The 24,098-nt window shown below is 63.7% G+C and carries 25 protein-coding genes; 17 read left to right on the forward strand and 8 right to left on the reverse strand.

Features of this window, described 5'->3' with window-relative positions:
- Position 1: 1 nt before the first annotated feature.
- Genes ABIE20_RS08415 through gspN form a run of 6 tightly spaced genes read left to right on the forward strand, consistent with a single transcriptional unit; the run spans position 2 to position 3,521 of the window.
- A complete protein-coding gene (locus ABIE20_RS08415; protein WP_429504320.1) occupies positions 2-436 on the forward strand; it encodes a prepilin-type N-terminal cleavage/methylation domain-containing protein in 435 nt (144 codons plus the stop codon).
- Positions 433-801, forward strand: a complete 369-nt coding sequence (locus ABIE20_RS08420; RefSeq protein ID WP_429504322.1) for a type II secretion system protein GspI — start codon at positions 433-435, stop codon at positions 799-801. Before ABIE20_RS08415 ends, ABIE20_RS08420 begins: the two co-directional genes overlap by 4 nt.
- Positions 798-1,385 carry a prepilin-type N-terminal cleavage/methylation domain-containing protein gene (locus ABIE20_RS08425; protein WP_429504324.1) on the forward strand — a complete coding sequence of 196 codons (588 nt, stop codon included), beginning with the start codon at positions 798-800 and terminating at the stop codon, positions 1,383-1,385. Before ABIE20_RS08420 ends, ABIE20_RS08425 begins: the two co-directional genes overlap by 4 nt.
- The gene (locus ABIE20_RS08430; RefSeq protein ID WP_429504326.1) at positions 1,385-2,494 is read left to right on the forward strand and encodes a GspL/Epsl periplasmic domain-containing protein; all 1,110 of its coding nucleotides are present in this window, start codon (positions 1,385-1,387) and stop codon (positions 2,492-2,494) included. Before ABIE20_RS08425 ends, ABIE20_RS08430 begins: the two co-directional genes overlap by 1 nt.
- Positions 2,491-2,877 (forward strand): type II secretion system protein GspM, encoded by a 387-nt coding sequence (gspM, locus tag ABIE20_RS08435; protein WP_429504328.1) that lies wholly within the window; start codon positions 2,491-2,493, stop codon positions 2,875-2,877. Before ABIE20_RS08430 ends, gspM begins: the two co-directional genes overlap by 4 nt.
- Positions 2,874-3,521, forward strand: coding sequence for a type II secretion system protein N (gene gspN / locus ABIE20_RS08440; RefSeq protein WP_429504330.1), 648 nt, complete (start codon positions 2,874-2,876; stop codon positions 3,519-3,521). The genes gspM and gspN overlap by 4 nt, the downstream gene beginning before the upstream one ends.
- A 13-nt stretch (positions 3,522-3,534) precedes the next feature.
- Here the strand turns inward: gspN and ABIE20_RS08445 are convergent, their stop codons facing one another.
- The 4 genes from ABIE20_RS08445 to ABIE20_RS08460 form a co-directional block, all read right to left on the reverse strand.
- Positions 3,535-8,007, reverse strand: a complete 4,473-nt coding sequence (locus ABIE20_RS08445) for a hemagglutinin repeat-containing protein (RefSeq protein ID WP_429504332.1) — start codon at positions 8,005-8,007, stop codon at positions 3,535-3,537.
- Positions 8,008-8,035: 28 nt separating this feature from the next.
- Complete coding sequence (locus tag ABIE20_RS08450) at positions 8,036-9,733, reverse strand: ShlB/FhaC/HecB family hemolysin secretion/activation protein (protein ID WP_429504334.1); 1,698 nt, start codon at positions 9,731-9,733, stop codon at positions 8,036-8,038.
- Positions 9,734-9,884: 151 nt separating this feature from the next.
- Positions 9,885-10,442, reverse strand: coding sequence for a L,D-transpeptidase family protein (locus ABIE20_RS08455; RefSeq protein ID WP_429504336.1), 558 nt, complete (start codon positions 10,440-10,442; stop codon positions 9,885-9,887).
- A gap of 21 nt (positions 10,443-10,463) precedes the next feature.
- Positions 10,464-11,018, reverse strand: a complete 555-nt coding sequence (locus ABIE20_RS08460) for an NUDIX hydrolase (protein WP_429504337.1) — start codon at positions 11,016-11,018, stop codon at positions 10,464-10,466.
- A gap of 134 nt (positions 11,019-11,152) precedes the next feature.
- Here ABIE20_RS08460 and ABIE20_RS08465 point away from each other — a divergent pair, with 134 nt between their 5' ends.
- The 5 genes from ABIE20_RS08465 (at position 11,153) to purT (ending at position 14,324) form a co-directional block, all read left to right on the forward strand.
- A complete protein-coding gene (locus ABIE20_RS08465; protein WP_010220257.1) occupies positions 11,153-11,752 on the forward strand; it encodes a CoA pyrophosphatase in 600 nt (199 codons plus the stop codon).
- Between the two features lie 43 nt (positions 11,753-11,795).
- Positions 11,796-12,320, forward strand: a complete 525-nt coding sequence (locus tag ABIE20_RS08470; RefSeq protein ID WP_429504340.1) for a gamma carbonic anhydrase family protein — start codon at positions 11,796-11,798, stop codon at positions 12,318-12,320.
- Complete coding sequence (locus ABIE20_RS08475; protein ID WP_429504342.1) at positions 12,320-12,523, forward strand: DUF1289 domain-containing protein; 204 nt, start codon at positions 12,320-12,322, stop codon at positions 12,521-12,523. Before ABIE20_RS08470 ends, ABIE20_RS08475 begins: the two co-directional genes overlap by 1 nt.
- A 63-nt stretch (positions 12,524-12,586) precedes the next feature.
- Positions 12,587-13,054 carry a VUT family protein gene (locus tag ABIE20_RS08480; RefSeq protein WP_045196541.1) on the forward strand — a complete coding sequence of 156 codons (468 nt, stop codon included), beginning with the start codon at positions 12,587-12,589 and terminating at the stop codon, positions 13,052-13,054.
- A gap of 88 nt (positions 13,055-13,142) precedes the next feature.
- The gene (purT, locus tag ABIE20_RS08485) at positions 13,143-14,324 is read left to right on the forward strand and encodes a formate-dependent phosphoribosylglycinamide formyltransferase (RefSeq protein WP_045196543.1); all 1,182 of its coding nucleotides are present in this window, start codon (positions 13,143-13,145) and stop codon (positions 14,322-14,324) included.
- 59 nt (positions 14,325-14,383) lie between these two features.
- Here purT and ABIE20_RS08490 read toward each other — a convergent pair whose 3' ends face one another.
- From ABIE20_RS08490 to ABIE20_RS08500, 3 genes are all read right to left on the reverse strand, one after another.
- Complete coding sequence (locus tag ABIE20_RS08490; RefSeq protein WP_429504344.1) at positions 14,384-15,688, reverse strand: MFS transporter; 1,305 nt, start codon at positions 15,686-15,688, stop codon at positions 14,384-14,386.
- A gap of 267 nt (positions 15,689-15,955) precedes the next feature.
- Positions 15,956-17,170 carry a transporter associated domain-containing protein gene (locus ABIE20_RS08495; protein WP_429504346.1) on the reverse strand — a complete coding sequence of 405 codons (1,215 nt, stop codon included), beginning with the start codon at positions 17,168-17,170 and terminating at the stop codon, positions 15,956-15,958.
- 13 nt (positions 17,171-17,183) lie between these two features.
- Positions 17,184-17,996: a cytochrome C assembly family protein gene (locus ABIE20_RS08500; RefSeq protein WP_045196549.1), complete on the reverse strand. Its 813-nt coding sequence runs from the start codon at positions 17,994-17,996 to the stop codon at positions 17,184-17,186.
- 196 nt (positions 17,997-18,192) lie between these two features.
- Here ABIE20_RS08500 and ffh point away from each other — a divergent pair, with 196 nt between their 5' ends.
- The 6 genes from ffh (at position 18,193) to ABIE20_RS08530 (ending at position 22,254) form a co-directional block, all read left to right on the forward strand.
- The gene (gene ffh, locus ABIE20_RS08505) at positions 18,193-19,569 is read left to right on the forward strand and encodes a signal recognition particle protein (protein WP_038996825.1); all 1,377 of its coding nucleotides are present in this window, start codon (positions 18,193-18,195) and stop codon (positions 19,567-19,569) included.
- Positions 19,570-19,807: 238 nt separating this feature from the next.
- Positions 19,808-20,059, forward strand: coding sequence for a 30S ribosomal protein S16 (gene rpsP, locus ABIE20_RS08510; protein WP_028942918.1), 252 nt, complete (start codon positions 19,808-19,810; stop codon positions 20,057-20,059).
- A 5-nt stretch (positions 20,060-20,064) separates the two neighbouring features.
- Entirely contained in the window at positions 20,065-20,601 is a 537-nt protein-coding gene (gene rimM, locus ABIE20_RS08515; RefSeq protein ID WP_429504349.1) for a ribosome maturation factor RimM, read from the forward strand.
- 3 nt (positions 20,602-20,604) lie between these two features.
- Entirely contained in the window at positions 20,605-21,357 is a 753-nt protein-coding gene (trmD, locus tag ABIE20_RS08520) for a tRNA (guanosine(37)-N1)-methyltransferase TrmD (protein ID WP_045196554.1), read from the forward strand.
- 43 nt (positions 21,358-21,400) lie between these two features.
- Complete coding sequence (gene rplS / locus ABIE20_RS08525) at positions 21,401-21,751, forward strand: 50S ribosomal protein L19 (protein ID WP_130263381.1); 351 nt, start codon at positions 21,401-21,403, stop codon at positions 21,749-21,751.
- 95 nt (positions 21,752-21,846) lie between these two features.
- Complete coding sequence (locus ABIE20_RS08530; RefSeq protein WP_010220243.1) at positions 21,847-22,254, forward strand: acyl-CoA thioesterase; 408 nt, start codon at positions 21,847-21,849, stop codon at positions 22,252-22,254.
- A gap of 4 nt (positions 22,255-22,258) precedes the next feature.
- Here ABIE20_RS08530 and ABIE20_RS08535 read toward each other — a convergent pair whose 3' ends face one another.
- Positions 22,259-24,055: a cation:proton antiporter gene (locus ABIE20_RS08535; RefSeq protein WP_429504352.1), complete on the reverse strand. Its 1,797-nt coding sequence runs from the start codon at positions 24,053-24,055 to the stop codon at positions 22,259-22,261.
- Positions 24,056-24,098 lie beyond the last annotated feature (43 nt).

Below are 24,098 nucleotides of genomic sequence, written 5' to 3' on the forward strand. Positions count from 1 at the left end.
GATGCACAGCGAGCGTGGTTTTACCCTGCTGGAGATGCTTGTGGTGCTGCTGATCGCCGGGCTGATGAGCACCTTGAGCATTGCCTGGCTCGACAGCGGCAAGGCGCCGGTGCAGCAGGCCCTTGAGCGCCTGGCCGGAGCCAGCCGCCAGCAGGCCGAGCTGGCGCTGCATGGCGGCGAGATTCGTGGTTTGCGCTGGAATGGCAGCCGACCCGAATTTGTCCGCCGGGTCGCGCAGCGCTGGCAGGTTGAACCCGTCGATTTCGCCGACTGGCCGGCAACGCTGCAAGCCGACTGGCCTGCCAGCCGCGAGCCACGCCTGGTGTTCACGCCCTCCGGCGTTGCCCGTAGCGCCACCTTGAACTGGCATTGGCCCGAAGGCACCCAGCGTTGGCAATGGAGCAGCGCCGGCCAGTTGCACAGGGCGCCGCTGTGAAGCGCGCACAACGCGGTTTCACCCTGCTTGAGGTGACTGTGGCCCTGGGGATTGCCGCCGCCCTGGCAATCATGACCAGCCAGGTATTGCGCCAGCGCCTGGCGGTGCAGCAGAGCGTGCAGCAACACCGCCTCGGTGTGTTCTGCGCGCGCGAGCTGCAGGCGCGGTTTGCTGTCGAGCGGTTCTGGCCGCTGCAAAGCAGCGCCGCCGGGCAATTGCAGCAAGGCGATGGCCAGTGTCACTGGCAACTGCAGTTGACCTCGACCGGCGTGCGCAACCTGCGCCGAGGGGAGTTGCGCCTGTTTGCCGACCGTGACGGACGCGATCCGCTCGGCCAGTACCGTATCTTCCTGGTTCGCCCATGAAGCGCCGCCAGCAGGGCCTGACCCTGCTTGAACTGTTGGTGGCCCTGGCCCTGACCGCGGTGCTGGGAGTCTTGCTGGCAGCGCTGGTGAATGCCTGGTCCGGTGTGCGCGAGCGCTTGCAGCAACCTGCCCAGGGCTCGCCGGTGCTGGATTTTTGCCTGGCCCTGGAGCGGCGTTTCGACTCCACGGTGTTGCGCCAACTCTACGAGCAGCGCCTGCCCCTGGCGATCAACTGGCTCGACTGGCAACCCGCCGCCTTGCAACTGCAATGGGTGGCCCGTGGCGCCTGGCCGCAGGTTGAAGGCGGTTCGCGCTTGCAGCGCCAGCGCCTGAGTTACGACCCGCGCGAGCAACGCCTGCTGCTGGAAACCTCGGCCGACCTGTATGCGGTGGGTAAGCCGCAATGGCGTGAACGTGATCAGCTCGATCAGGTCACGGCGCCGAGTTTTGCGTTTTTTCAATCGGGCCGCTGGCTGGCCTTTCCTTCTGCCGAGCGGTCCGCCCCGGATCGCGGCGTGCGGCTTGAGTTCAAACGTGATGGAGCACCTTATGTCTGTACCTTCGCCCTGCCGGAGGCACCCTGATGAACTGGCTTGAACGCTGGCAAGCGCCGCGCAGCAGCACCTGGTTGCTGCTGCGACCGGGCCATGGGCAAGCAGCGTGGAACTGGCTGCATCTGGCCGACGGCAGGCGCGAAGCCGGGGAGGGTGCGCCGCCCAGCCCAGGTGGTGCGCGTGTGGCGCTGATTCTGCCGGGAAACCACTGCAGTCATAGCCAGCTTGCGGCGCCGCCGGGGCTCAAGCGTGACGAGTGGCCGCTGTTGCTTGAGGAGCGTTTGCTGCAGCCCGCCGAGTCGATCCGTTGCGGCTGCATTTCGCGCCAGGGCAATCAGTTGGAGCTGGTCAGCGTCGATCAGGCGCTGCTCAGCCAGTGGTTGAGCCAGTGCGCCGACTGGGGCTTGAGCGTCGAGCGCTGCTGGGCCGAGTTTCAGTTGCTGGCGGACACACCAGCGGGCACCGCCCTGTGCTGGCAGCGCAGCCCTGATCTGCTGTTGCTCAAGGGCGTAACCGAGCTCTCACGTCCGCATTGGCTGGCCTGGCCGACGCTGCTTGGATCGAACCTGCCGGCTCCCTGGCCCAGCCTGCAATCCGAAACGTTTGGCGGCGCCTGGCCAGCCCGATTGGCCGCGCTGGAGCTTTTGCCCAGCCTGTTTGATCTGCGCCCGGCGCGGCAGATGCGGCTGTGCCTGCCTAGCGCCCCCGGGCAATGGCGCCTGATTGCCGCGTGCGTGCTGCTGGGCTTGCTGTGGAGCGGCCTTTGGTTAACCCAGCAATGGCGCCAGAGCGAGGTCTACAAAGCGCAAGTGGTGGCGCTGACCGGGCCGGCCGCTTCACCTCGGCAGGCGGCGCAGCTACTCAAGCGTCAGCGCCAGGCCGAAGAAGATCGCCAGTTGCGCCTGCGCCAGATCGAACAGTTGCAGACGGCAATGCAGCAATGGCTGCAAGCGCAGCCCGCCTGGCACATCAGCGCCAGCAGTTTCGATGGGCTGCGTTGGACATTGCAGCTGCGCGGCGATCAACCGCCCGAGGCCGCGACCTGGGAGGCCATCGCCCAGCGGGTCGGTGTGCCGGTTGCAGTGGCGGGTGACGAAGATCAACTGCAACTGGTGTTCGACCTGGGAGCGGCCTCATGAGTGAATGGATGCAGCGCCGCTGGCTGGTGCCGGCAGCCTGGGCAATCGTGGCACTGTTGCTGCTGACCCTGATGCTGCGTGAAGGTACGGCCCGCTGGCAGGCCGCGCAGCAGTGGCAGGCCCTGGCCCGTTCGGCGGCCAGCTTGCAGGTGCAGACGCGGTTCAGTGTCGAGCAACTGCAGCAATCGGCCCAGGCACACAGCATCGTCCTCGATGAAGTGCTGGCAGAAAACCACAGCTGGCAGATCAAGGGCCGTGCCGCCGATGACCAAGGCGTGCAGCGCTGGCTACTGGCCGTGCAACGCGAAGGCGTGCGCCCGCTGCGCTGGTTGCTGGAGCAGGGCGAGTCAGGTATGAGCTTCGAGCTGGAGTTGCATCAGTGAAGCGCGCGGCCTGGTTCGGCCTGGTGTTCGTGTTGAGCCTGTTGGCCGCTTTGCCAGCCAACTGGCTGCTCGCGCCCGTTGCCGCCGAAGGTGTCTCCGGCAGCCTCTGGCAAGGCCAGGCGCAACGGTTGGGGCCGGTGGGGCCGGTCGTTTGGCATTGGCAACCCTGGCGTCTGCAGGCCCAGGTCGAGCTTGGGTTCCAGGGGCAAAGCTGGCAGGTACAGGTCGCTGGCTGGCCGTGGAACTGGCGCGCGGCTGTCGAGCCGATGAAGCGCACGCTGACGGCGCCTTCGGCCTATCGGTTGACGGGCGAGTGGAGCGGGCGGATCGACGTGCAGGGCAGCGGTCGACAGTGCCAAGGCAGCCAGGGTGAGATCGGCGTCAACGGTCTGGCCCTGGACGCGCCCTGGTCGGTGCCGCTGGGGGCTGGCCTGGTGCGTATTGATTGCTCGGCAGGTATGCATCTGCTGGCCCGGTTGCAGCTGCAGGGGCAGCACGAGGGTGAGCTGGATGCCGACCTGCTGGCCCGGCGCGGGAAGCTGCAAGGCGAGGTAACAACGGGTACGGCCCTGTACCCGCTGTTGCTGGCTGCCGGTTGGCTCAAGACGGATACACCCCGCATGAGCCGCAACCTCAAGTGGTGACGGGCAGGCGGCCTCAGCGCTGCTTGCCACCTTCCTTGATGCTCGAGGCCAGAACGCTACTGCGGTTATGTCCGCTGGTGCGCAGCAGGCCAAGGTCAACCGGCTGTTCACCGCCGTTGGCATTGCCGCCGGAGCCGTACACATTGATCAGGCCGCTGACCAGGTCTACCGGTGCGTTGGAGGCATTGACCCCGACTTCGCGGTAATAATCACGACCCTGCAGGGTTTGCTGGGTGACGGCTGCTGCGCCCAGTTGCACCGTGCCTCTGTTCGCCTGCAGGCTGGCGCCGGAGAGCAGCACCTCACCGCCCACCGCCAGGTCGATGCCTTCGCGGGCATTGAGCGCGCTTTGACTGGCGACATTGTTGCGCTGGGTATGTTCGACTTTGAGGGTTAGGGTTGGTGAAGTCTTCGGATCGACTTTTTGCACCGCGCTGCCGACCTGCTTCTCGACCTTGCCGGCCAGTGGGCCGGCCACCGCATTGGCGGCGTTGATATAGCCCTGCGGGCTCTTTTCCTGGCTCAGCCGCGCATCCACGCCCACTTTCAGCATGTCGACGCGGTCCTGGCGGCTGGCGACGTGCAGGTCGCCGCCAACTTGCCCGTCGATGCGTCCGGCATCCAGGCGAACGCCCTCAAGGCGCGTGTCGCTCAGGCTGGCCAGGCTGATCTGGTCGGCGCGCCATTGGCTGTTGGCGAAAGTGAGATTGTCAGCCCGATCGATGTTCACCTGCCCGCGGCCATACAGCCCGCGTTTGGCCTGTTGCGAGGTCGCCCCCGGCGCGGCGTTGAGGCCGGCACCGGCGGTGATGTCGAGGTTGTTGCGCCGTTCGCTGCTGGCAGCGGCCTCAATCAGTACGCCGCCCTCGCTGGCGGTAATGGCAATCTGCTTGGCCGAGGCCTTGACGCCTTGCAGCGTCAGCGCATCGTCCTGACTGGCGGTGCTGCTCAACAGCAGTTGCTCCCTGGCAAACCAGTTGGCCCCGCTGGCCGTGAAACTGGCTTCATCGACCCGCCCAGCGCTGAAATGGCCACCCAGGCCACCGCCCTTGCCATTGCTGGTGCTTTTACCGAGCAATTCCAGGCCGCCGCCGATACTGTTGCCTTGCGCCTTGTGGGTATCAGTGGCAGCGCTGACGTTCAGCGCACCTGCGCTTTGCAGTTCGATATCGGCGACCTTGGCCGCGCTGCTGCCGATGCGCCCACCGACCAGCTCGAGGGCACCACCGGCCTGCAACTGCACTTTGCCCTTGGCGTCTATCTCTACCGCGCGGGCCTGGGTATCGAGACTGTCCAGCTTGGTCTGGTCAAGGTAGCCGCGAAATTCCAGGGCACTGCTCGCAGGCGCGTTGCCTGCTTTGAACCAGCCATTGCCTTCGAGTTTGTTCAACTGTTGGCGCTGTTGATCGTTGGCCTGGGCAAGGCTCAGGTCACCTTTGGCGGCTATTGCGAGCGAGCCGTCGCCGGCATTCAAGCGCGTGCCTTCGTACAGGCCGTCACTGCCCAGTTGCACCTGGATGCCGGTTTGTCCGTAGAGGCTGCCAGGGCGTGCGGTTTGCGTGCTGTTGTCGGTCAGCAGCGAGCCACCCTTGCCGGACAGACGCAGGTTGATATCGCTGCCGGTGCTGGTTTCACCACGCACCGCAGCGTCCACATCCAGGCGCTCGACACGTGTGCTGGTGCTGTCCTGGGCGGCGACGAAGCGATGGTTTTGCGCCTGGATCGACAAAGGCCCCTGGCTGGCCCGGTACTGGGTGCCAGTATCGTCGAGGCTGCCGGCCTTGAGGTTGATACGCTGGCCCGTGAGTTCGGTGACCTGCGCGGTGCTGCTGCGCGTGGTTTGCTCGCGATTGAGGTGTTTGAACTCAAGATCAGCGCCCAGCGTAGGCGGGGCCAGGGCGTCTTCGATTGATGCTTGCTGGAAGCGACTGGCTTCGTTACCGGTGACCAGATTCTCCACCGGGCGGGTCAGGTCCTTGTACACCAGGCTGGCGCCGAGGCTGGCTTGCCAGTGGGTCTGGGTCTGGGTCGATTCGCGGGTATCGTCGACGGCGCGATTGTTCACGCTGCCGGCCTGTAGTTCCAGCGACCGGCCAGCTGTCAGGCGGGCAGCTTCGTTGACCAGCTTGTCGGCTGTCACCCGCAGGTCGCCAGTGGCGCTCAGGTTGCTGCGTTGCGCCTGGCTTGCGCGTTCATCGACCTCCTGGCGCTTGTAGTAGCCTTCGAAGGCGCTGCCAACAGCATCGATGCCGCCACTGACCCGCAGGCCGCCGCCACTTTCGCTGGTGGTGGTCTGCTGCGACTGTCGTTCGCGGGCTGCTCTCACGGTAACAGTGCGACCATCCAACTCAAGGTCACCGGCGAGCGCCTCAATGCTGGAGCCCGTGATGTCGATGTCTTCAGCACTTTCGAGTGCAACGCCTGCGCCCTTGAGCTCGCTGGCAACCTGCTTGAGGTTGGATGCATGCGTGTCGGTGTTGACCACGGCGTAACCCACCGAAGCTGTGTACTGGCGCGAGTCGGGTTTGCCGTCGATGGCGTCCTGGGTCTGGCTGGCGCTGGCAGTGAAGCCCTGTTGCTGCTTTTGTTCGCTGACGGTCTGCAGTTGTTCGGCGCTGCTGACACTGATGCCGTTCTGTGCCTGCAGGTGCAGTTGTTTGCCGGCCTGAAGCCTTGAACCGATCACCTGCAGGTCATCGGCGCTGGCCAGGCGCAGGTTGCTTGCAGAGGCCAGGTCGCTGCTGAGCACCTGCTGGCGGTGTTCCTGGCGCTGGCTGTTTTCGGCGATCAGGCCGAACAGTTTGCTGTCGCTGTCACGTTGGTCGACGCTGGCCTGGTTGTGTGTGGCTTCTACCGACAACCGGGCTTTTTCGCTGAGCAACAGCGCATCGCCTCTGGCCTGAACCTTTGAGCCTTTGATTTGCACCTGGTCAGCCACCACGGTCAATGCACCTTCAGCCTGAAGGTTACTGGCACTACCCTGTTGGCCCTTGGCTTCGGTCTGGCCGTTCTTGCCGAAGAAGCTGCCGGAGACCAGGTCGCCATTGTAGTTGCGAGTGCTTTCGTCGTTGTTCAGCGCGATGCTGGTCACCTCCAGGGTGCCGGCTTTGAGGCTCATGTCACCGGCGCTATTGAGCGTGCTGCCCAGTATCTGCGTGTTGCCTTTGGACGCCAGGGAAAGCTGCTGGCCGGACAGAACACTGGCCTTGGCGCTTTGCTGGTAACTGCTGCTGTCCTTGTCTCCGCGCCACAGGTGCTTGCGGTGGCGGATCTTTTCATCGACCTGCAGGCTGTCGACGCCGGCGCTGATGGTCAGGTTCTGGCCCGCCTTGACCGCCAGGTCGCCACCGGCCTCGACGCTAGCGGCGACCATGCGCAGGTCGCCGCCCGCCTGCAGGTTGATGTCCTGGCTGGCCTTGATCTGGCTGCCGACCTGTTGACGCTCGGTGCGGGTGCTTTCGCGCTCGTAGGTTTCGGTGGTGATGAGCCCCCACTTTTCTTTGCGGTTCTGCTGTTCGCGGCTGATGCTCTCCCGGGCCTGGGCATCGAGGGTGAGGTTCTTGCCGGCCTTGATATTTACCTGTTGCGCCTCGGCGCGTACGGCGCTGATCTCCAGGGTGCCAGCAGCGTTTATGTCGATCCCGTCGCGGGCCTGCAGCTGGCTGCTGGCCATGCGCACGCCGGCGCCCGCTGCGGTGCTGAGAATGCGGATGCGCCCGGCCTGCATGGCGCCGAACAGGCTGGCATCGATGCTGCCGGCCGGCGCCGCAAGGTGCTCGATGACCTGGCCATCAGTGGCGTCGATGCGGTTGCGCCCGACCACCAGGCTCAGGTCGTCGCGAGCCCCGAGCGCGCCGCGGCTGTCGATGCGTGGGGCGATCAGTTCGAGGGCTCCGTAGTGGTTGCTCTGGCCGGTGCCGAGGACCTCCAGGGTGCCAGTGGCGGTGCGGGTATCGAGGTACTTGAGACGCTGGTCTTCAAGCTCGACCGTACCGACCAGAAAGCCCGCGCGGGTGGTGTTGATGAAGCTGCCACCGTTGAGGGTGATGCCATTGGGATTGGCCAGGATGTAGTCGGCAGGCCGCCCGAAGATTTCCTGGGGGCCTTCAATTCGCGAGGCGTTGCGGCTGATCACTTCATTGAGAATGGTCGAGGCGGCCTGACCCTGGAACTGCGGGTTGGCGGCCAGGGCGCCGGCCAGTTGCGATTGCCCGGATTGCAGGGCGTTGTTCAACACCAGCCCGGATTTGTTGACGTTGTAATCGAGAAACTGGTTGTGCGACAGGCCACTGGTGTTGGGCGCGACGATATCGATCACCGGCACACCGTGGCGATCGGTAATCAGTGCTGTACCGGCACTGCCGCTTGCCGCTTGCAGGCCGTTGGCGGCCAGGCCAATGCCCGGGCTCATCAGGCTAAGTGCGATCATCCAGCGCAGGCGATTGAGCTTGCGCTTTTGTACAGCGGTGGAGGGCGTCTTGGGCATCACGGTCTTCTCTTTTTTGTTGTGGACTTCAGATGTTCAGTACCCACTCCAGCAGCCAGTAACCGGGCTCCAGGTCCCGCCGGCGGGTGTCGCTGGCATACAGGGCGCGTTGGTAGTCAAGCTTGAGCAGGCTGTTGGGCAGGCTCAGCTCAAGGCCGGCATGGGCGCCGGCCAGTCGTTGTACGGTGCGGCCGTGGTCGAATTTGCTCCAGCCCAGGTCTACGCCCAGTTGCGGGCGGATCAGCAGCCCGGCGGGCAGGTCCAGGGTCAACGGCTGGCTCAGGGTGTTGCGCCACGCGGCGCCGCTAGCACCCGCCGCCACCTGTTGGCGAAAGCCGCGCACGGCACTGTTGTCGCTGAGCAGCAATTGCTCGACTGCCGGCAGGGCATCGGCGCTGTACTGCAGGTTCAGTTCGCTCTGCCAACGCCAGGGCCAGGCCGGGTCACGGCCCTGGCGCAGGTGCAGGGCGCTTGCGCGGTACTTGCGAAACTGAGGCTGCGGCGCGTTGCTGGCCAGCGGCGCAGTATCGGCGCCAAACCAGTCCAGGCCCTGGGCAATGCCCAGGTAGGCACTCCACAGGTTGGCGTCGAGCCACAACAGGTTCAGACCTGCTTCCAGGCTGGTGAGGGTCGGGCTTTGCACCTGCAGGCGTTGCCCGGCCAGGCGGTTGTCCAGGCGCTTCTGGTCCAGGCGCAGGCTGGCGCTGAGCAGCCCATGCTGATTGCGCCACAAATTGCGTTCAAGGCTCAGGCCGTAAAACCCGCTCTGGCCACTGCTGCGTTCGCGCCTGCCTGGCAATTGCGCCTGGTACTGCAACTGGTTGAGGTTGAGCGCGTAGGTCCAGGGGCCGTAGGGGATGCTGTAGTACAGGCCGTAGCCGCGGCTGTAGCTGGCGCCGGAACCCAGCGTCGAGGTGATCGACAGCTGGGTGTAGTCATTGAGCTGCAAGGGGCTGTCCAGGGTCAGGCTGGCGCCGGCACGTTCTCGCCCGGTCAGCTCGCTGCCGCGATTGTCGAAGCTGCTAACCAGGCGCCAGCGCGGGTTGATCTGCCGTGGCGTGATCAGGATCCGGGTACCACCTTCAAGCTCTCCCGGCAGCAGGTCGGCGCCCAGGTCGAAGGCTCGCAGCCGGTTCAACTGATCCATGCCCTGTTCCAGTTCGCTCAGGCGCAGGGGCTGGCCGAGCAGGGTCGGGAATGCGCTGTTCAATGACAGCGGCAAGTCGGGGTCGGCCAGCTCGATCGACTCTACAAAGCCCTCGACGATCTCGATGTCCAGGGGCGCGTCCGCTTGCGGTCGGGTGACGAGGTAGGGGCGGCTGGTCGGATAGCCCGCTTGCACGTATTGCTGGGTGATGGTTTTGAGGATCAGGTTGATTTGCGCTACGTTCATGCACGGCGTCAGCAGCGGTTGCACACTGGCGCCCAGCGCTGCAGACGTCAGTGCCCGGTTGCCGGCCAGGCGCACGCCGCTCAGCGGCCAGCAGGGCGTGGCATCGGCGGCTGTCGGCACATCGCTGGCGGGCTCGGGTAGCTCCTCGGCACGTTGCAGCTTGCGCAGCCGTTGCCGTTGTTCGAGTTGTTCAAGGTGCAGGCGCTGATCGCGCAGCGGCTGCACACCCAGATGTTCATGAGCGCTGGCGGGGCGCACCATCAACAGCACAACAAAGAGGGCCGAAGGCCGGATGACAAGGCGTGCAGCGACAATGCTGAGTGAACAGGGCATGCAGTAGCGTCCAGGTGGTATCCAGATGCGTGGATTTTATGGACGCTACTATTCGAATGGATGCGCTACCGAGCCGGTAGACGTATAGGGCCGAAGCCTGAGTTGCGAGGGAAGCTTCCGACGTGCTTGTCGGAAGCACCTTAAGGGGCGATCAGGGACGGATCTCGATCATGGTGCCGTCCGGGACCATGTTCCACACCTCGCGCATGTCGCGGTTGGTCATGGCGATGCAGCCTTCGGTCCAGTCCAGGGTGTGGAACACCTCTTCGGGGTATTCCTCGCTGAGCGGTGTGCCGTGGATCATGATCATCCCCCCCGGTGGGACGCCCTCACGACGGGCGCGGGCGGCATCGGTGATGTTCGGGTAGGACACGTGCATGGCCAGGTTGTAGCGGTCGCTCTGCTTGCGCCAGTCGATCCAGTAGAAACCTTCGGGGGTGCGCTTGTCGCCTTCGCGCAGCTTGGCGCCCTTGGGTTGCTTACCCAGGGAGATGCGGTAGGTTTTCAGCGGCGTGCCACCGCTGATCAGCTGCAGGCGGCGTTCGGACTTGATTACCAGGATCTTGTCGATCATCGCAGGCTTGGGTGCTTGCGGTTGCAGTGGCGAAGGCGCGGTCTGGTTGACCGGCCGGGTGATGATGGTTTCGGTGAAACCCGCCTGGGACATCGAAGCCACACTGAGGCAGAAAAGGGCAAGCAACCAGCGCATGAAACGATATCCCTGAAGAAACTAGGTGTTGGGTGACGAGACGAGCATGGGAGACAGGCATTCATTGCCGATCGGGAAGCGCTGCTCGGTGCGGTCACGATAATAGCATTCTAGGGTACGACTGACGGTGCGGAAAGCCAGCTCGTCCCACGGGATTTCACTTTCGTCGAAAAGCCGCACTTCCAGGCTCTCGACGCCGACGGCAAAGTCCAGGTCGGCCAGTTCTGCGCGAAAGAACACGTGCACCTGGTTGATGTGCGGCAGGTCAAACAGCTGGTACAGGCTGGCTGCGCCGACACGGGCGCAGGCTTCCTCGACGGTTTCCCGGCGCGCGGCCTGTTCCACCGTCTCGCCGTTCTCCATGAACCCGGCCGGCAAGGTCCAGTAACCCCGGCGCGGTTCGATGGCGCGGCGGCACAGCAACACCTGGCTGCCCCAGGTCGGCAGCACCCCGGCGACAATATTGGGGTTCTGGTAATGAATGGTCTGGCAGTGATCGCAGACATAGCGCAGGCGGGTATCGCCCTCGGGAATGCGCTGAATCACCTGATTGCCGCACGCGCTGCAGAATTTCATGCTTTTATTCCTGTTAGGTGCGCCTATCTTGGCGCCACTGTCACCGGGGCCGCAAGCCGGATCGTCGCCGGGACTTGGGCGGCCCGCGGCTTTGGTGCATCATGCACGACAGGCTTTGGAATCGAGAGAGAGCAATGCTGGACGAGCTACTTCGCCGCGTGAGCAGTCATACGCCGAGTACCCTGGAGACGGACCGACGTTTTCCCGAGGCCGCTGTGTTATTGCCCATCACCCGCAGCGAAGAGCCGGAACTGGTGTTGACCCTGCGCGCCAAGGGTTTGTCGACCCACGGCGGCGAGGTGGCCTTCCCCGGTGGTCGCCGCGACCCGGAAGACCCCGACCTGATCTTCACCGCCCTGCGTGAAGCCGAAGAAGAAATCGGTCTGCCGCCGGGCCTGGTGGAAATCATCGGCCCGCTGAGCCCGCTGATTTCCCTGCATGGGCTGAAAGTGACGCCTTTCGTCGGCCTGATCCCGGACTTCGTCGAGTACCAGGCCAATGACGCCGAGATCGCCGCGGTGTTTACCGTGCCGCTGGAGTTCTTCCGCCAGGACCCGCGCGACCATACCCACCGAATCGATTACCAGGGCCGCAGCTGGTACGTGCCCAGCTACCGCTATGGCGAGTACAAGATCTGGGGGCTGTCGGCGATCATGATCGTCGAGCTGGTCAACTTGCTTTACGATGCCAACATCAGCCTGCATCAGCCGCCTGAACGCTTTACCCCCATTTGAGCGGGACCACCCGCCAGCCACGCCGCACCGTGAGGATCCACGCATGAAATACCGTCTGGGCGACCTGCGGGTCGAAACCCATCCGCGCAGCTGGGTTGCGCCGACTGCCACGCTGATCGGCAAGGTGCGCCTGCAGGCCGGCGCCAACGTCTGGTTCGGCGCGGTGTTGCGCGGCGATAACGAGCTGATCGACATCGGCGAGAACAGCAACGTCCAGGACGGCACGGTGATGCACACCGACATGGGCTCGCCGCTGACCCTGGGCAAGGGCGTGACCGTCGGCCACAACGCCATGCTGCACGGCTGCACGGTCGGCGACCACAGCCTGGTCGGCATCAACGCGGTGATCCTCAACGGTGCGCGGATCGGCAAGTACTGCATCATCGGCGCCAATGCGCTGATCCCCGAAGGCAAAGAGATCCCTGACGGCTCGCTGGTGATGGGCTCGCCGGGCAAGGTGGTGCGCGAACTGACCGAGGCGCAAAAAAAGATGCTTGAAGCCAGTGCTGCCCACTACGTGCACAACGCCGAGCGTTATGCACGCGACCTGGCCCCGCAGGAGGAATGATGAGCACGCCTGAACGCCCGGTCGCCTCGCCCTGCGTGCAGATCTGCGCGCTGGACGACGCCGATATCTGCACCGGCTGCCAGCGCACCGCCGCTGAAATCACTCGCTGGGGGCGGATGGACAACAGCGAGCGCCGCCAGGTGCTCAAGCTGTGCCACGAGCGCGCAGTCGCGGCCGGGCTGATCTTCAGCGTCGGTGCATGATCCGCCTCTTGGCCGCCGGCAAGCGCTGCAGTACCCTGTAGCGCTTGCCCAGCGGTCGATCCCATGTTCTTTCTGATTGCCTATATCAGCAGCGTAGTGCTGATCAACTACGCCTTCTCCAGTGCCCCGCACCTGGACGTCATCTGGTCCGCCTGGGGTGGGCTGGTGTTCATCCTGCGCGACATGGTCCAGACCCGCTTCGGCCACGGCGCGCTGGTGGCCATGCTGGCGGCTCTGGTGCTTTCTTATATTACCTCGGAACCGGCCATCGCCCTGGCCAGTGCCACCGCCTTTGCGGTGTCCGAGCTGATCGACTGGCTGGTGTTCACCATCACCAAACGGCCGTTGCACGATCGCCTGTGGCTGAGTTCGGCGCTGAGCATCCCGATCGATACCTTTATCTTCTTCGGCATGATCGGCGCCCTGACCCCGGCCGTGGTCGGTACCGCCATGGCCTCGAAATTCGCCGGGGTTACCGTGGTGTGGCTGGCCATGGCCTGGCGCGCGCGCAAGCGGGTGGTCACCGGCTGAGGGCGGTTCATGTAAAATGGCGCTCCTTTTCACCGGGTTGCACCGAGTACGGGGCGGCCCAGGATGTTCTTCCCTCTGAGGACCTGAAATGACCCGTATCGGAACCCCATTGTCGCCGACCGCGACCCGCGTACTGCTCTGTGGCTGCGGCGAGCTGGGCAAGGAAGTGGTGATCGAGCTGCAACGCCTGGGCGTTGAAGTGATTGCCGTGGACCGTTACGCCAACGCCCCGGCCATGCAGGTGGCCCATCGCAGCCACGTGATCAACATGCTCGACGGCGCCGCCCTGCGGGCAGTGATCGAGGCCGAGAAACCGCACTACATCGTCCCGGAAATCGAAGCCATCGCCACCGCAACCCTGGTCGAGCTGGAAAACGAAGGTTTCACCGTGGTGCCGACCGCCCGCGCCGCGCAATTGACCATGAACCGCGAAGGCATCCGTCGCCTGGCCGCCGAAGAGCTCGACCTGCCGACCTCGCCGTACCATTTCGCCGACACCTTCGAGGAATACGCCAAGGCCGTCGACGACCTCGGCTTTCCGTGCGTGGTCAAGCCGGTGATGAGTTCGTCGGGCAAGGGCCAGAGCCTGCTGCGCAGCGCTGACGACGTGCAAAAGGCCTGGGACTATGCCCAGGAAGGCGGGCGTGCCGGCAAGGGCCGGGTGATCATCGAAGGCTTCATCGATTTCGACTACGAAATCACCTTGTTGACCGTTCGTCATGTCGGCGGCACCACTTTCTGCGCGCCGGTCGGCCACCGTCAGGAGAAGGGCGATTACCAGGAGTCCTGGCAGCCGCAGGCGATGAGCCCGGTGGCCCTGGCTGAATCCGAGCGGGTCGCCAAGGCGGTGACCGAGGCGCTGGGCGGCCGTGGCCTGTTCGGTGTCGAGCTGTTCGTCAAAGGCGACCAGGTGTGGTTCAGCGAAGTTTCGCCGCGCCCGCACGACACGGGTCTGGTGACCCTGATTTCCCAGGACCTGTCGCAGTTCGCCCTGCATGCGCGGGCGATCCTGGGCTTGCCGATCCCGCTGATCCGTCAGTTCGGCCCGTCGGCGTCGGCGGTGATCCTGGTGGAAGGCCAGTCGCAGCAGACCGCCTTCGCCAACCTCGGCGCTGCCCTGAGCGAGCCGGATACCGCCATTCGCCTGTTCGGCAAGCCTGAGGTCAACGGCCAGCGGCGTATGGGCGTGTGCCTGGCTCGCGACGAGTCGATCGAAGCCGCCCGGGCCAAGGCCACCCGTGCTTCGCAGGCGGTCAAGGTAGAGTTCTAAGCAATCGCGGGGCAAGCCCGCTCCTACACCGGTAGGAGCGGGCTTGCCCCGCGATGATTTTACAGCTCCGAGTGGCGCGTCTCTTTCAGGCACAACACCGCAATCAGGCTCAGCACAGCCGCCGCCGACACATAGCCGCCGACCCAGCTCAAACCGCCCATGGCCACCAGCTTCTGGGCAAAGAACGGTGCCGCCGAGGCGCCGACGATCCCGCCCAGGTTGTAGGCTGCCGACGCCCCGGTGTAACGCACGTGAGTGGGGAACAGCTCAGGCAGCAAGGCGCCCATCGGCGCAAAGGTCACGCCCATCAAAAACAGCTCGATGGCCAGGAACAGCGCCACGCCCGTGGTCGAACCCGAGGTCAGCAGCGGCTCCATGGTAAAGCCCGAAGCGATCGCCAGCACCCCGCCGCCAATCAGCACCGGCTTGCGCCCGTAACGATCGCTGAGCCAGGCCGACAGTGGCGTGGCCAGGGCCATGAACAGCACCGCGAAGCACAGCAGGCCGAGGAAGGTCTCACGGCTGTAGCCCAGGGTCGAAACGCCATAGCTGAGCGAAAACACCGTCGAGATATAGAACAGCGCATAGCACACCACCATGGCCCCAGCGCCCAGCAGGGTAGGGGCCCAGTATTGGGCAAACAGCTCGACCACCGGCATTTTCACCCGCTCGTGACGAGCCACGGCCTTGGCGAACACCGGCGTTTCTTCCAGCTTCAGGCGCACGTACAGGCCAACCATGACCAGAGCGGCACTAAGCAGGAACGGAATGCGCCAGCCCCAACTGCGGAACTGCTCATCGGTCAGCAGCATGGCCAGGGTCAGGAACAGGCCGTTGGCCGCCAGAAAACCGATCGAAGGGCCTAACTGTGGGAACATGCCGAACCAGGCGCGCTTGCCCTTCGGCGCATTCTCGGTAGCCAGCAGCGCTGCGCCGCCCCATTCGCCGCCCAAGCCCAGGCCCTGGCCAAAGCGCAGCACGCAAAGCAGGATCGGCGCCCAGGCGCCAATGCTGTCGTAGCCGGGCAGCACGCCGATCAGGGTGGTACACACACCCATCAGCAGTAGCGAGGCTACCAGGGTCGATTTACGGCCGATACGGTCGCCAAAGTGGCCGAACAGCGCCGAGCCCAGGGGGCGGGCCAGAAAGGCGATGCCAAAGGTGAGGAACGCCGAGAGCATCTGCGCGGTGCCGGAGGTCTGCGGAAAGAACACCGGGCCGATCACCAGCGCCGCCGCAGTGGCGTACACGTAGAAGTCGTAGAACTCGATGGCGGTGCCGATGAAGCTGGCGGTGGCAACTCGCGCCGGCGAGTTGCCGGGGCTGGCCTGGGCGGTTTCGGGGTAGGTGCTGCTGGTGGTCATGCGATTATCCCTGTCAGTCGAGAGCTCCATGGGCATCGCCGCCGGCCGGGTACGAACAGGCAGGCACGGGCGTGCGCCGAAGCGAATTGTTATGGTCGCGTGACGAAACATACGCCCGTTGGGGATGGGGGCGGGCGCGGGTAAGGCTCGGGGTGTGAACCAGTACCGCTATTGCGCGCAATGTTCAGTCAGGCTGACTGGCCGTGTGACGCCGGTGCGGGTAGCGGGCGAGACGGCTGGGGCTGGGTAAGCGTGAAGCCAGTATAGCTAGCGCTTGAGCGTCCAGACCAGTATGCGGCTGGCACAATTGTCCTCGGTTTCGAGAATTTCCAGGCGATAACGGCCGATTTTCAGGCACACGGCGCTTGCCGGGATGCTTTCCAGGGCTTCGGTGACCAGGCCGTTGAGGGTTTTCGGCCCGTCGCTGGGCAGGTGCCAGCCCAGCGTGCGGTTGAGCTCGCGGATCGACACGTTGCCTTCAATGACGAAGCGCCCGTCGGCCTGGGGGTGGATATGCGGATTGTCGTGGCTATGTTCGTCTTCGAACTCGCCGACGATTTCTTCGAGGATGTCTTCCAGGGTGACGATGCCGAGTACTTCGCCGTACTCGTCGACCACCACGCCCAGACGCCGCTGCTGCTTGTGGAAATTCAGCAATTGCAGCTGCAACGGCGTGCTTTCTGGCACGAAGTAGGGTTCGTAGCAGGCCGCTTGCAGCGTTTCGCGGGTCAGTTCGGCCTTGGGCAGCAGGTGGCTGATCAGCTTGGTGTTGAGGATCGCCTCCACCTGGTTGATGTCGCTGTGGTAGACCGGCAGGCGGGTGTGGCGGCTGATGATCAACTGTTCGATGATCGCCTCGATCGGCTCATCGAGGTTGATGCCGTCGACATCGTTGCGTGGCACGAGGATGTCGTTGACGGTGACCTTGTCCAGCGCCAGCAGGCTTTCCGGCAGGTTCAGGCGCTGGTCGACATCCGGCTCGTCGGCGGCGTAGCTGTCGCTGTCGTCGTTGTCGTGCACCGCTACCGCGTGGCTTTGCACCCGGAACGGGCGCAACAGCACCCGTGCGCAGCCATCGAGCAGCCAGGCCAGGGGCTGCAACAGCTTGAGCGGCACCTTGAGCAAGCTGTTGCCCAGGCCGATGAAGGCCTGCGGGTTGCGCCTGGCCAGTTGTCGCGGCAGATATTCGGCAACGATCAAAAGCACGGCGGCGGCGCCCAGGCCAGCCAGCCAGAAGCCGTGTTCGCCACTGTAGCGCTGGCCCATCAGGCAGGCCAGGGCCAGCACCAGCAGCTTGCCCAGGGTCGAGCACAGCACCAGGGCTTGAGGGGTTACGGCAAGTTCGGGGTGCTCGCCGGTCTGCGGGTTGCGCCGGCCACCGTTGAGTTGCTGCTGGGCGGCGTCCACCGCAGTGAACAGCGCCGACCAGAGCAGTGCCAGTGCCAATACGCCGAGTAGCGGTCCTAACGGCAGAGCGTCCATTTACCTGTGCCCGTCAGATATGCAGGATGAATTCGCGTACCAGCTTGCTGCCGAAATAGGCCAGCATCAGCAGGCAGAAGCCGGCCAGGGTCCAGCGGATCGCCTTGTGCCCGCGCCAGCCGAGGCGGGTGCGGCCCCACAGCAGCACGCTGAAGACGATCCAGGCCAGGCACGCCAGCAGGGTTTTATGCACCAGGTGCTGGGCGAACAGGTTGTCCAGGAACAGCCAGCCGGAGAGCAGCGACAGCGACAGCAGGCCCCAGCCAGCCCAAAGGAAGCCGAACAGCAGGCTTTCCATGGTTTGCAGCGGCGGGAAGTTCTTGATCAGCCCGGACGGGTGCTTGTGCTTGAGCTGGTGATCCTGCAGCAGCAGCAGTAACGACTGGACCACGGCGATGGTGAACATGCCATAGGCCAGGATCGATAGCAGGATATGCGCGAGGATGCCCGGCTCTTCGTTGATCAGCGGTACCGTGCCGGACGGCGCGAACTGGGCGATCAACGCCGTGGCCATGCCCAGCGGGAACAGCAACAGCAGCAGGTTCTCCACCGGGATGCGCAGGCAGGCCAGCAGGGTCAGGGCTATCACCGCAGTGGCGATCAGGCTGGCGGCGCTGAAGAAGTCCAGGCTCAGGCCCAAAGGCGTGAGCAGTTGCCAGAACAGCGCGGTGCCCTGGGCAATGACCGCCAGCGCGCCAAGCAGGCCGAGCAGGCGTTTGTCGGCCTTGGTGCCCTGGGCCAGGCGCGAGCCTTGATAGAAGGTCGCGGCGGCATACAGGCAGGCGGCGATGAGATTGGGTAGCAAGCTGGGTGACAAGGGGAGCATAAGTCCTGTTAGGCAAGCCCGAAAGGGACTGAGTTTGGCATAGATCGCGCCCGCCTAGGAAGACTGCCAGCCGACGGCATGGTGTGCGCTGGGCCAAGTCTTCGTTATAATCGCCGGCCTGCCCCTGCCCAAGGCCGGCCGAATACGCCAGAGGCAGCTGATAAACCTCGGTTCTACAGAGCCCGAAAGGATCACCATGTTTGAAAACCTGACCGACCGTCTGTCACAGACGCTGCGCCATGTCACCGGCAAGGCCAAGCTGACCGAAGACAACATCAAAGACACCCTGCGTGAAGTGCGCATGGCGTTGCTCGAGGCTGACGTCGCCCTGCCGGTGGTCAAGGATTTCGTCAACAAGGTCAAGGAACGTGCGGTCGGCACCGAGGTGTCGCGCAGCCTGACCCCGGGCCAGGCGTTCGTGAAGATCGTCCAGGCCGAGCTCGAAGGCCTGATGGGCGCTGCCAACGAAGATCTGGCGCTCAACGCCGCGCCGCCTGCGGTGGTGCTGATGGCCGGTCTGCAGGGCGCGGGCAAGACCACCACCGCCGGCAAGCTGGCGCGCTTCCTTAAAGAGCGCAAGAAGAAGACCGTGATGGTGGTCTCGGCCGACGTCTACCGTCCGGCGGCGATCAAGCAGCTGGAAACCCTGGCGGGCGACATCGGCGTAACCTTCTTCCCGTCCGATATCAGCCAGAAGCCAGTGGCCATCGCTGAGGCGGCAATCCGCGAAGCCAAGCTCAAGTTTATCGACGTGGTCATCGTCGACACCGCCGGCCGTCTGCACATCGACGCCGAAATGATGACCGAGATCAAGGACCTGCACGCCGCGGTCAAGCCGATCGAGACGCTGTTCGTGGTCGATGCCATGACCGGCCAGGACGCCGCCAATACGGCCAAGGCGTTCGGCGATGCGCTGCCGTTGACCGGTGTGATCCTCACCAAGGTCGACGGTGACGCCCGTGGCGGTGCCGCATTGTCGGTGCGCGCCATTACCGGCAAGCCGATCAAGTTCATCGGTATGGGCGAGAAGAGCGACGCGCTCGAGCCGTTCCACCCCGATCGTATCGCCTCGCGCATCCTCGGCATGGGCGACGTGCTCAGCCTGATCGAACAGGCCGAACAGACCCTCGACAAGGACAAGGCCGACAAACTGGCCAAGAAGCTGAAAAAGGGCAAGGGCTTCGACCTCGAAGACTTCCGCGACCAGCTGCAACAAATGAAGAACATGGGTGGCCTGGGCGGCCTGATGGACAAGCTGCCGAGCATTGGCGGCGTCAACCTGGCCCAGATGGGCAGCGCCCAGGGCGCCGCCGAGAAGCAATTCAAGCAGATGGAAGCGATCATCAACTCGATGACCCCGGCCGAGCGCCGCGACCCTGAGCTGATCAGCGGTTCGCGCAAACGCCGTATTGCCCTCGGTTCCGGCACCCAGGTGCAGGACATCGGCCGTCTGATCAAGCAGCACAAGCAAATGCAGAAGATGATGAAGAAGTTTTCTGCCAAAGGCGGCATGGCCAAGATGATGCGCGGCCTGGGTGGCATGATGCCCGGCGGCGGCATGCCCAAGCTGTAACCTCATTCGCATCGGCGGCCTGGAAACGGGCCGACGATCGGAACCCCGCCTCGGCGGGAACAACGCGGCCTTTATATAGAGGCTGCACAAACCGCAGATCTGCAGGCTGGCCTTTTTACCTGGTGTAAAAAGGCATTTGCAAAAGTCCGTGTATTCCTTGAGAATATGCGGCCTTTCGGGCACCCGTGTGCCCGCTGTGCATTATGATTTGCAGCACCGACTACAGGAACGATGTTCAATGCTAACCATCCGTCTTGCCCGTGGTGGCTCTAAAAAGCGCCCATTCTACACCCTGACCGTGACCGACTCGCGTAACCCGGTTACCGGTTCGCACATCGAGCAGGTTGGTTTCTTCAACCCTATCGCTCGTGGCCAGGAAGTTCGCCTGTCCGTTAAACAAGACCGCGTTGCTCACTGGCTGAGCGTTGGCGCACAGCCATCCGAGCGCGTTGCAAAACTGCTGAAAGATGCTGCTAAGGCTGCTGCCTGAATAGTATGAGCGCGACGCCAGAAAAAGCTGATGACCTGATCGTCGTTGGCAAGATTTTTTCGGTTCACGGCGTTCGCGGCGAGGTGAAGGTCTTTTCCTTTACCGATCCGATTGAAAACCTGTTGGATTACCCTAACTGGACGCTTCGGCACGAAGGGAAGGTAAAGCAGGTCGAGCTGGTCAGTGGCCGTTCCACTCAAAAGGACCTGGTCGCCAAGCTCAAAGGCCTCGACGATCGTGATGAAGCCCGTCTTCTGAGCGGTTATGAGATTTGTATCTCGCGTAGCCTTTTGCCCAACCTGTCTGCCGACGAGTACTACTGGTACCAGTTGGTGGGTCTGAAAGTCATCAATCAGGACGAACAGCTGTTCGGCACGATTGATCACCTGTTGGAGACCGGCGCGAACGATGTAATGGTGGTCAAGCCCTGCGCGGGCAGCCTGGATGATCGAGAACGCCTGTTGCCCTATACCGGGCAATGCGTGTTGAAGATCGACCTGGATGCAGGCGAAATGAGGGTCGAATGGGACGCGGACTTCTAAGCAATGGCCAGCCTGCGCGTAGACGTCATCACGCTGTTCCCCGAGATGTTCTCGGCCATCAGTGAGTACGGCATTACCAGCCGCGCGGTAAAACAGGGGTTGTTGCAACTGACCTGCTGGAACCCGCGGGACTACACCACAGATCGTCACCATACGGTAGATGATCGGCCTTTTGGCGGTGGTCCGGGCATGGTGATGAAGATCAAGCCTCTGGAAGACGCCCTGGTGAATGCCAGGCAGGCAACCGGAGAGGCGGCAAAGGTGATTTACCTGAGCCCACAAGGCCGCAAGCTGACTCAGTCGGCGGTCAAAGACCTGGCGAAGCACGAATCGTTGATTCTGATAGCCGGTCGATATGAAGGCATCGACGAGCGCTTTATTGAAGCTCATGTCGATGAAGAGTGGTCGATTGGAGACTATGTCCTGTCTGGCGGCGAGCTGCCGGCGATGGTCCTGATCGATGCGGTTACACGACTGCTGCCTGGAGCTTTAGGGCATGCGGACTCGGCGCAGGAAGACTCCTTCACCGATGGTCTGCTTGATTGCCCGCATTACACCCGACCTGAGGTGTATGCGGATCAGCGTGTTCCCGACGTGTTGCTTAGTGGCAACCATGCACACATCCGGCGATGGCGTTTACAGCAGTCCCTTGGGCGGACCTATGAACGACGCGTCGATCTTCTGGAAAGTCGCTCACTTTCTGGAGAAGAGAAGAAGCTGCTGGCGGAATACCTCCGTGAGCGGGACGATAGTTAACGTATCGATGGTAAATCCAGCTGATTTACCTTAGGAGCACAGCATGACCAACAAAATCATTCTTGCACTCGAAGCAGAGCAGATGACCAAAGAGATCCCGACCTTTGCCCCGGGCGACACCGTTGTCGTTCAGGTGAAAGTGAAGGAAGGCGATCGTTCGCGTCTGCAGGCTTTCGAAGGCGTTGTAATCGCCAAGCGTAACCGTGGTGTGAACAGTGCTTTCACCGTTCGCAAGATTTCCAACGGTGTTGGCGTTGAGCGTACTTTTCAGACCTACAGCCCGCAAATCGACAGCCTGGCCGTGAAACGTCGTGGTGACGTGCGTAAAGCCAAGCTGTACTACCTGCGCGACCTGTCCGGTAAAGCCGCTCGCATCAAGGAAAAACTGTCCTGAGGACAGCTTGACCGGTGGCTGCGGCCACCATGCGAAAAAAGCAGCCTTCGGGCTGCTTTTTTGTTGTCTGAAATTTGTCGTCCTATGTGAAGCCCATGAGCCCCAGAGAGCAAGAAATCGAACGCCGCACCGAACTGTCGGTGACCCGCGTGACCAAGGCGGTATTCCCGTCCACCACCAACCACCACAACACCCTGTTCGGCGGCACCGCGCTGGCCTGGATGGACGAAGTCTCGTTCATTGCCGCCACGCGTTTCTGCCGCTTGCCGCTGGTAACGGTGTCGACCGACCGCATCGACTTCAAGCACCCGATTGCCGCCGGCTCCATCGTCGAGCTGGTTGGGCGGGTGGCGACGGTGGGCAACACCAGCCTCAAGGTCGAGGTTGAAGTGTTCGTCGAGAGCATGAGCTGCGACAGCCGCGAGAAGGCCATCCATGGCCTGTTCAGCTTTGTCGCCATTGACGAAGACAAGCGCCCGGTGCCAGTGTTGCCTGGATTCTGAGCTCCTACTGCGGCTGAATCAACGCCACCAGCGTCCACCCAGGCCCAGGCTTGAGCACGCTGTCCGGCCCGAACACATGCACCCAGCCACTGCCATCGCGGGCAAACAGCGGGTTGGCCCGCTCGCCGTGCAGCGCCTGGTAATCCGCCCAGCCGAACGCTTCGGTCAGGTGCGTGCTGTACAGCTCGGCGCCATTGCTCAGCAAGCCGGCCAATTGCCCGTAGGTCAGCGGCTGGCTCCCCAGCGTCTGCCCGCGATGCTCGTCGCTGGCCCGGTGCTTGTCGCTGCGCTTGGCCTCCAGGCCGCTGGCCAGGACAAACAGCCGCTGCGGGCCAAAGTCATGGCGAAAACGGGTGCAGGCCAGGGTATTGAGCTCGCCCGCCGGCGACAGCCCGAGCAGATGGCCCAGGCCCACCAGGTCCAGGTGCGCATCGGCATGCTGCGAGGCAGGGTGGCCAAAGTAAGTCGGCAAGCCCTCCATGCGCGCGGCGCGGATGTTTTCCCAGCTGGAATCGGCCAGCAGCACTCGGCAATCGAGCTGCTGCAGGGCCTTGGCCACGGCGCGGGCCGGCGGGTTGGCGCCGACGATCAGAAAGCCGCTGGGGGCGGGTTCGGCGACCTTGAGCAGGCGCGCCAGGGGCCGCGAGGTGGCGCTCTGCAGCACCACGGTGCCGATGATCACGGCGAAGGTCAGCGGCACTAGCAGCAGCGCGCCTTCATGCCCGGCTTCATCCAGGCGGATGGCGAAGATCGCCGACACTGCGGCGGCAACGATGCCGCGCGGGGCGATCCAGGCCAGCAGGGCGCGTTCGCGCCAGTTCAATTGCGAGCCAAAGGTCGACAGCGCGACGTTCAGCGGCCGGGCCACGAACTGAATGATCAGCAGCAGGGCCAGCACCGCCGGGCCCAGGCCGATCAGGGCATTGAGGTCCAGGCGCGCGGCCAGGAGGATGAACAGCCCGGAGATCAGCAGCACGCTGAGATTCTCCTTGAAGTGCAGGATTTGCCGGACATCCACACCCTTCATGTTGGCCAGCCACATGCCCATGAGGGTGACCGCCAGCAGCCCCGACTCATGCATCACCTGGTTGGCGCCAATGAAAATCCCCAGGACCGCTGCCAGCGACGCCAGGTTATGCAAATACTCCGGCAGCCACTGGTGACGCATCACCTGCCCAAGCAGCCAGCCGCCGGCCGCGCCGAAAGCGCTGCCGCAGACAATCACCCCGGCAAAGGTCACCAGGCTATGGCTCAGGCCGTCGCCGGCGGCGCTGGCGATGATGAAGCTGTAGACCACCACCGCCAGCAGCGCGCCAATCGGGTCGATGACGATGCCTTCCCAGCGCAGGATGTTGGCGATGGTCGCTTTGGGCCGCACCACGCGCAGCATCGGTACGATCACCGTCGGCCCGGTCACCAGGGTCAGGGTGCCGAACAAGGTTGCCAGCAGCCAGTCGAAGCCCAGCAACCAGTGGGTGGCCAGGGTGATCACCAGCCAGGTCGACAGCGCGCCGAGCGTGACCATGCGCTGCACTACGCTGCCGATGTCTTTCCATTGCGACAGGTGCAGGGTCAGGCTGCCTTCGAACAGGATCAGCGCTACCGCCAATGACACCAGCGGCATCAGCAATGGGCCGAACAGTTCTTGTGGGTCGAGCCAGCCGAGCACGGGGCCGGCGAGGATGCCGCTGAGCAGCAGGAAAAGGATCGCGGGAAGCTTCAGGCGCCAGGCCAGCCATTGGCAGCACAGCGCTGCCAGACCTATCCCGCCAAATGCCAGCAATATCTGTTGTTCGTTCATTCGGGCTCCCTATGCCGGCAGTGTTATGGAAGACTAGCGGCAA

Source organism: Pseudomonas sp. 2835, from assembly GCF_050435905.1.
Lineage (GTDB): Bacteria > Pseudomonadota > Gammaproteobacteria > Pseudomonadales > Pseudomonadaceae > Aquipseudomonas.

Coding starts and splice junctions, on each gene's coding strand:
- gspM (WP_429504328.1), top strand. CDS start 2,491: ATGAGTGAATGGATGCAGCGCCGCTGGCTGGTGCCGGCAGCCTGGGCA.
- ABIE20_RS08495 (WP_429504346.1), bottom strand. CDS start 17,170: ATGGACGCTCTGCCGTTAGGACCGCTACTCGGCGTATTGGCACTGGCA.
- ABIE20_RS08455 (WP_429504336.1), bottom strand. CDS start 10,442: ATGCGCTGGTTGCTTGCCCTTTTCTGCCTCAGTGTGGCTTCGATGTCC.
- ABIE20_RS08430 (WP_429504326.1), top strand. CDS start 1,385: ATGAACTGGCTTGAACGCTGGCAAGCGCCGCGCAGCAGCACCTGGTTG.
- rpsP (WP_028942918.1), top strand. CDS start 19,808: ATGCTAACCATCCGTCTTGCCCGTGGTGGCTCTAAAAAGCGCCCATTC.
- rplS (WP_130263381.1), top strand. CDS start 21,401: ATGACCAACAAAATCATTCTTGCACTCGAAGCAGAGCAGATGACCAAA.
- ffh (WP_038996825.1), top strand. CDS start 18,193: ATGTTTGAAAACCTGACCGACCGTCTGTCACAGACGCTGCGCCATGTC.
- ABIE20_RS08425 (WP_429504324.1), top strand. CDS start 798: ATGAAGCGCCGCCAGCAGGGCCTGACCCTGCTTGAACTGTTGGTGGCC.
- ABIE20_RS08470 (WP_429504340.1), top strand. CDS start 11,796: ATGAAATACCGTCTGGGCGACCTGCGGGTCGAAACCCATCCGCGCAGC.
- ABIE20_RS08415 (WP_429504320.1), top strand. CDS start 2: ATGCACAGCGAGCGTGGTTTTACCCTGCTGGAGATGCTTGTGGTGCTG.
- ABIE20_RS08500 (WP_045196549.1), bottom strand. CDS start 17,996: ATGCTCCCCTTGTCACCCAGCTTGCTACCCAATCTCATCGCCGCCTGC.
- rimM (WP_429504349.1), top strand. CDS start 20,065: ATGAGCGCGACGCCAGAAAAAGCTGATGACCTGATCGTCGTTGGCAAG.
- ABIE20_RS08475 (WP_429504342.1), top strand. CDS start 12,320: ATGAGCACGCCTGAACGCCCGGTCGCCTCGCCCTGCGTGCAGATCTGC.
- ABIE20_RS08450 (WP_429504334.1), bottom strand. CDS start 9,733: ATGCCCTGTTCACTCAGCATTGTCGCTGCACGCCTTGTCATCCGGCCT.
- ABIE20_RS08535 (WP_429504352.1), bottom strand. CDS start 24,055: ATGAACGAACAACAGATATTGCTGGCATTTGGCGGGATAGGTCTGGCA.
- ABIE20_RS08445 (WP_429504332.1), bottom strand. CDS start 8,007: ATGCCCAAGACGCCCTCCACCGCTGTACAAAAGCGCAAGCTCAATCGC.
- purT (WP_045196543.1), top strand. CDS start 13,143: ATGACCCGTATCGGAACCCCATTGTCGCCGACCGCGACCCGCGTACTG.
- ABIE20_RS08465 (WP_010220257.1), top strand. CDS start 11,153: ATGCTGGACGAGCTACTTCGCCGCGTGAGCAGTCATACGCCGAGTACC.
- trmD (WP_045196554.1), top strand. CDS start 20,605: ATGGCCAGCCTGCGCGTAGACGTCATCACGCTGTTCCCCGAGATGTTC.
- ABIE20_RS08460 (WP_429504337.1), bottom strand. CDS start 11,018: ATGAAATTCTGCAGCGCGTGCGGCAATCAGGTGATTCAGCGCATTCCC.
- ABIE20_RS08480 (WP_045196541.1), top strand. CDS start 12,587: ATGTTCTTTCTGATTGCCTATATCAGCAGCGTAGTGCTGATCAACTAC.
- ABIE20_RS08490 (WP_429504344.1), bottom strand. CDS start 15,688: ATGACCACCAGCAGCACCTACCCCGAAACCGCCCAGGCCAGCCCCGGC.
- ABIE20_RS08530 (WP_010220243.1), top strand. CDS start 21,847: ATGAGCCCCAGAGAGCAAGAAATCGAACGCCGCACCGAACTGTCGGTG.